General features: G+C 47.7%; 2 tRNA genes and 3 rRNA genes. All 5 read right to left on the bottom strand.

Annotated elements, in window-relative coordinates:
• Positions 1–20: 20 nt before the first annotated feature.
• Positions 21–128 (bottom strand): 5S ribosomal RNA (gene rrf, locus BUA89_RS22570).
• 190 nt (positions 129–318) lie between these two features.
• Positions 319–3,074, bottom strand: a 23S ribosomal RNA gene (locus tag BUA89_RS22565).
• A gap of 158 nt (positions 3,075–3,232) precedes the next feature.
• Positions 3,233–3,306: transfer RNA gene (locus BUA89_RS22560), tRNA-Ala, on the bottom strand.
• Positions 3,307–3,397: 91 nt separating this feature from the next.
• Positions 3,398–3,471 (bottom strand) — tRNA-Ile (locus tag BUA89_RS22555).
• Positions 3,472–3,684: 213 nt separating this feature from the next.
• Positions 3,685–5,201 (bottom strand): 16S ribosomal RNA (locus BUA89_RS22550).
• The 16S, 23S and 5S rRNA genes sit together here with 2 tRNA genes alongside, the layout of an rRNA operon.
• Positions 5,202–5,299: the final 98 nt, after the last annotated feature.

Raw genomic sequence — 5,299 nt, 5'->3', positions numbered from 1 at the left:
TCTATGAGACTTTTAATAAAAACTGGCGGCGACCTACTCTCCCGCGTTAGCAGTACCATCGGCGCTGGTGGGCTTAACTTCTGTGTTCGGAATGGGAACAGGTGAGCCCCACCGCTAAAACCACCCTAAAGGTTGTATATAAGGTTCAGGTTGCAGATCTTTGGTGTTAGGTAGTAGCTTTACTGCTACCTGCTACCTTGTATCTATCATCTGATACCTGTTTTATCGGTAAATTTCATCACAAAGGCAAAACCAGTGTCGCACTTATAAGGCTTAAGTTAATTGATCATTTACAATTAATAATTAACCATTATATTAGGCTATAAATCTACGGGTAATTAGTACTACTCGGCTATGCTGTTACCAACTTTACACCTGTAGCCTATCAACGTGGTCATCTCCCACGACCCTTAAAAGATGTCTCATCTTGAGGCGAGTTTCGCACTTATATGCTTTCAGTGCTTATCTCTTCCAAACGTAGCTACTCAGCGGTGCACCTGGCGGTACAACTGATACACCAGAGGTTTGTTCAATTCGGTCCTCTCGTACTAGAATCAAGCCCTCTCAAACATCTAACGCCCGCAATAGATAGAGACCGAACTGTCTCACGACGTTCTGAACCCAGCTCGCGTGCCACTTTAATGGGCGAACAGCCCAACCCTTGGGACCTTCTCCAGCCCCAGGATGTGACGAGCCGACATCGAGGTGCCGAACCTCCCCGTCGATGTGAGCTCTTGGGGGAGACTAGCCTGTTATCCCCGGAGTACCTTTTATCCTATGAGCGATGGCCCTTCCATACGGAACCACCGGATCACTATGTCCTGCTTTCGCACCTGATCGACTTGTAGGTCTCACAGTCAAGCACCCTTATGCCATTACACTCTACGCACGGTTACCAAGCGTGCTGAGGGTACCTTTGAAAGCCTCCGTTACTCTTTTGGAGGCGACCACCCCAGTCAAACTACCCACCACGCAATGTCCTTCTAAAAGAAGTTAGGCTCCAAGTAAGTAAAGGGTGGTATTTCAACGTCGACTCCACGAACACTAGCGTGCCCGCTTCAAAGTCTCCCACCTATCCTACACATTACTTACTCAAAGTCAATACGAAGTTATAGTAAAGGTTCACAGGGTCTTTTCGTCCCATTGCGGGTAATCGGCATCTTCACCGATACTACAATTTCACCGAGCTCGTGGCTGAGACAGTGCCCAGATCGTTACACCATTCGTGCAGGTCGGAACTTACCCGACAAGGAATTTCGCTACCTTAGGACCGTTATAGTTACGGCCGCCGTTTACTGGGGCTTCAGTCAAACGCTTCGCTTACGCTAACGCCCTTCCTTAACCTTCCAGCACCGGGCAGGTGTCAGACCCTATACAGCATCTTTCGATTTAGCAGAGTCCTGTGTTTTTGATAAACAGTCGCCTGGGCCTCTTCACTGCGGCCACCATTGCTGATGGCGTCTCTTCTTCCGAAGTTACGAGACTATTTTGCCTAGTTCCTTAGCCACGACTCACTCGAGCACCTTAGGATTCTCTCCTCGACCACCTGTGTCGGTTTTGGTACGGGTTGCTTCACTTCGGCTTTTCTTGGATCCGATTTCACTATAACAGCTTCGCCCGAAGGCTAGGCCTTGACACTTCCGTCCGTCTTCAATAGCTACGTCGAACCGTCCCCTTTTTAGTGTGAGCAAGTATGGGAATATTAACCCATTGTCCATCCACTACCCCTTTCGGGTTCGCGTTAGGTCCCGACTAACCCTCAGCTGATTAGCATGGCTGAGGAAACCTTAGTCTTTCGGTGAGGGGGTTTCTCGCCCCCTTTATCGTTACTTATGCCTACATTTTCTTTTCTGTCCGCTCCACAATACCTCACGATACTGCTTCGGCGCAAACAGAATGCTCTCCTACCAGATGTATCTAAAATACAAATCCATAGCTTCGGTAATATGTTTATGCCCGATTATTATCCATGCCGGACCGCTCGACTAGTGAGCTGTTACGCACTCTTTAAATGAATGGCTGCTTCCAAGCCAACATCCTAGCTGTCAATGCAGTCCAACCGCGTTGCTTCAACTTAACATATATTTGGGGACCTTAGCTGTTGGTCTGGGTTCTTTCCCTCTCGGACATGGACCTTAGCACCCATGCCCTCACTGCCGCAGAACATTTATTAGCATTCGGAGTTTGTCAGGAATTGGTAGGCGATGAAACCCCCGCATCCAATCAGTAGCTCTACCTCTAATAAACTCATTTGCGACGCTGCACCTAAATGCATTTCGGAGAGTACGAGCTATCTCCCAGTTTGATTGGCCTTTCACCCCTACCCACAGGTCATCCGAAGACTTTTCAACGTCAACCGGTTCGGTCCTCCACTTTGTGTTACCAAAGCTTCAACCTGCCCATGGGTAGATCACAAGGTTTCGCGTCTAATCCTACTAACTCATCGCCCTATTCAGACTCGCTTTCGCTCCGGCTCCGGACCTGAAGTCCTTAACCTCGCTAGTAAAATTAACTCGTAGGCTCATTATGCAAAAGGCACGCCGTCACCCAACTTGTGGGCTCCGACCGCTTGTAGGCGTACGGTTTCAGGTTCTATTTCACCCTTCTATTCGAAGTGCTTTTCACCTTTCCTTCACAGTACTTGTTCACTATCGGTCTTTCAGGAGTATTTAGCCTTGGAGGATGGTCCCCCCATATTCAGACAGGATTTCACGTGTCCCGCCCTACTCATTTATCATCTATGTATACCTTTCGAATACCGGGCTATCACCGTCTATGGCTGTTCTTTCCAGAACATTCTTCTAAATATATAAAGACTTTTGGGCTAATCCGCTTTCGCTCGCCACTACTTACGGAATCTCTTCGATTTCTTTTCCTCCGGGTACTTAGATGTTTCAGTTCTCCGGGTTTGCTCCTCTTGCGAGGTAATACATCTTCAATGTATTGGGTTGCCCCATTCGGATATCTACGGATCAATTCGTGTGTGCCAATCCCCGTAGCTTTTCGCAGCTTACCACGTCCTTCTTCGCCTCTGAAAGCCTAGGCATCCGCCATACGCCCTTAACGATTTCTTTCCTATTTTTAGGTTACTCAAGCACTTATAAGTGCTCGGTTTTCTCTTTGTGATGTCTTTACCGTTAATGTCAATGATCTTAATGTCTTCTTTTTGGTTTAGTAAACAATTGTTGTTTTTGGCTCCAATCGTCACTTTTAAACTAAACCTCCAAAACTGTGGAGAATAAGGGAGTCGAACCCTTGACCTCCTGCGTGCAAGGCAGGCGCTCTAGCCAGCTGAGCTAATTCCCCCTCTAGTTGAGTTGGTGAGTGAACGTGTTAGAGGGATGGAGCGTTAAACTCATTTACTCTAATACTCTCAAACTCCTGTACTCAAAATTAGTAGTCTCGGGCAGGCTCGAACTGCCGACCTCTACATTATCAGTGTAGCGCTCTAACCAGCTGAGCTACGAGACTTTATTAGATTTGAGATTGTCAGACTTGAGACACGAGACTTGCTTGTCTCTCATCTCACATCTTTTCATCTCTTGTCTCTCTCAATCCCTTTACTAATTTCTAGTGGGTTTTGTATTTTTTATATATCAACCAAACAAAAAACTAAAGCTTTACTTTGAAGTAAGTACAGTGTGTCTAGGACACTAATTTTGTTTATCGTCTAATGACGCTCTAAAATGAGATGTTCCAGCCGCACCTTCCGGTACGGCTACCTTGTTACGACTTAGCCCTAGTTACCTGTTTTACCCTAGGCAGCTCCTGTTACGGTCACCGACTTCAGGTACCCCAGACTTCCATGGCTTGACGGGCGGTGTGTACAAGGCCCGGGAACGTATTCACCGCGCCATGGCTGATGCGCGATTACTAGCGATTCCAGCTTCATAGAGTCGAGTTGCAGACTCCAATCCGAACTGAGACCGGCTTTCGAGATTTGCATCCAGTCACCTGGTAGCTGCCCTCTGTACCGGCCATTGTATTACGTGTGTGGCCCAAGACGTAAGGGCCGTGATGATTTGACGTCATCCCCACCTTCCTCTCTACTTGCGTAGGCAGTCTCACTAGAGTCCCCAACTGAATGATGGCAACTAGTGACAGGGGTTGCGCTCGTTGCAGGACTTAACCTAACACCTCACGGCACGAGCTGACGACAACCATGCAGCACCTTGAAAATTGCCCAAAGGAAGGTCTATTTCTAAACCGATCAATTCCCATTTAAGTCTTGGTAAGGTTCCTCGCGTATCATCGAATTAAACCACATAATCCACCGCTTGTGCGGGCCCCCGTCAATTCCTTTGAGTTTCATTCTTGCGAACGTACTCCCCAGGTGGCTAACTTATCACTTTCGCTTAGTCTCTGAATCCGAAAACCCAAAAACGAGTTAGCATCGTTTACGGCGTGGACTACCAGGGTATCTAATCCTGTTCGCTCCCCACGCTTTCGTCCATCAGCGTCAGTTAAGACATAGTGACCTGCCTTCGCAATTGGTGTTCTAAGTAATATCTATGCATTTCACCGCTACACTACTTATTCCAGCCACTTCTACCTTACTCAAGACCTGCAGTATCAATGGCAGTTTCACAGTTAAGCTGTGAGATTTCACCACTGACTTACAGATCCGCCTACGGACCCTTTAAACCCAATAAATCCGGATAACGCTTGCACCCTCCGTATTACCGCGGCTGCTGGCACGGAGTTAGCCGGTGCTTATTCGTATAGTACCTTCAGCTTTCCACACGTGGAAAGGTTTATCCCTATACAAAAGAAGTTTACAACCCATAGGGCCGTCGTCCTTCACGCGGGATGGCTGGATCAGGCTCTCACCCATTGTCCAATATTCCTCACTGCTGCCTCCCGTAGGAGTCTGGTCCGTGTCTCAGTACCAGTGTGGGGGATCACCCTCTCAGGCCCCCTAAAGATCACTGACTTGGTAGGCCGTTACCCTACCAACTATCTAATCTTGCGCGTGCCCATCTCTATCCGCCGGAGCTTTCAATATTCCACGATGCCGTAAAATATATTATGGGGTATTAATCTTCCTTTCGAAAGGCTATCCCCCTGATAAAGGCAGGTTGCACACGTGTTCCGCACCCGTACGCCGCTCTCTCTGTTCCGAAGAACAAATACCGCTCGGCTTGCATGTGTTAGGCCTCCCGCTAGCGTTCATCCTGAGCCAGGATCAAACTCTCCATTGTATGTTTGTTCTTGACTCACTCAAAGTTTTTTAACGCTTTAGTTTTTCCTTACTTGGTTGTTATATTGTATGTCAATGATCTTCAAATCTTCCGCTTTT

Origin of the sequence: Chryseobacterium arachidis (genome assembly GCF_900129245.1) — a bacterium.
GTDB classification, from domain to species: domain Bacteria; phylum Bacteroidota; class Bacteroidia; order Flavobacteriales; family Weeksellaceae; genus Chryseobacterium; species Chryseobacterium arachidis.
The sequence above is the reverse complement of the archived record's forward strand: the minus strand, read 5'-3'. Positions and strand labels throughout refer to the sequence as shown.